Genomic DNA, 852 nt, shown 5'->3' on the forward strand with positions numbered 1-852 from the left:
GGGAGGCGATTTCGGTGAACGCGGTGGAGGTGACGGCCAAATCCAGCATCATCGCCGAGCGGCGCAGCACCAGTTCCAGTTCGTCGACCGTGTAGAACTCCAGGTGCCGGTGAACCCGAACCGGTCACGCAGCGGCCGGGCAGCAGCCCGGCGCGGGTGGTGGCCCCGACCAGGGTGAACGGCGGCAGCTCCAGCGGAATGGAGGTGGCCCCGGCCCCCTTGCCCACGATGATGTCCACGCGGAAGTCCTCCATGGCCATGTACAGCATTTCCTCGGCCGGGCGGGACATGCGGTGGATCTCGTCCAGGAACAGCACCTCCCCCTCTGTCAGCGAGGAGAGGATCGCGGCCAAATCCCCGGCGTGCTGGATGGCCGGGCCGGAGGAGATGCGCAGCGGGGCGTTCATTTCCGAGGCGATGATCATCGACAAGGTGGTCTTGCCCAGCCCCGGGGGGCCGGAGAGCAGCACGTGGTCGGCGGTGCGTTCGCGGATGCGGGCGGCCTCCAGCACCATGGACAGCTGCTGGCGCACCCGCGACTGCCCGACGAAGTCGTCGAAGTTGCGCGGGCGCAGTGCCGCCTCCAGGGTGCGTTCCTCGGCACCGCTGGAGCGTCGGTGAGTTTGGTGGAATCGTTCACGCCATGTTCCTAGCTGTATTCCTATCGGGCGCGGGCGCCGGTGGACATGCTGCGCAGGGCCGCGCGCAGGATTTCGGGCACGTTGCCGGTTTCCACGATTTCCGGGGAGGCCTTGGCCAGCTTGCCCAGGGTGTTCTTCGCGTCCTTCTCGGTCCAGCCAGACCGGTGAGCGCCTCGATGACCTGCGGTTCCCACACCCCGGCGGTGCCCGG

The 852-nt window shown here is 68.2% G+C and carries 2 pseudogenes; both read right to left on the reverse strand.

From position 1 onward, the window contains the following. Positions 1 to 659 (reverse strand): annotated as a pseudogene (gene ruvB / locus JCM19049_RS15930) (Holliday junction branch migration DNA helicase RuvB); the annotation flags it as partial. 2 nt (positions 660 to 661) lie between these two features. Further along, a pseudogene (locus JCM19049_RS21515) lies at positions 662 to 852 on the reverse strand (hypothetical protein); the annotation flags it as partial.

This window comes from Arthrobacter sp. JCM 19049 (assembly GCF_001310435.1).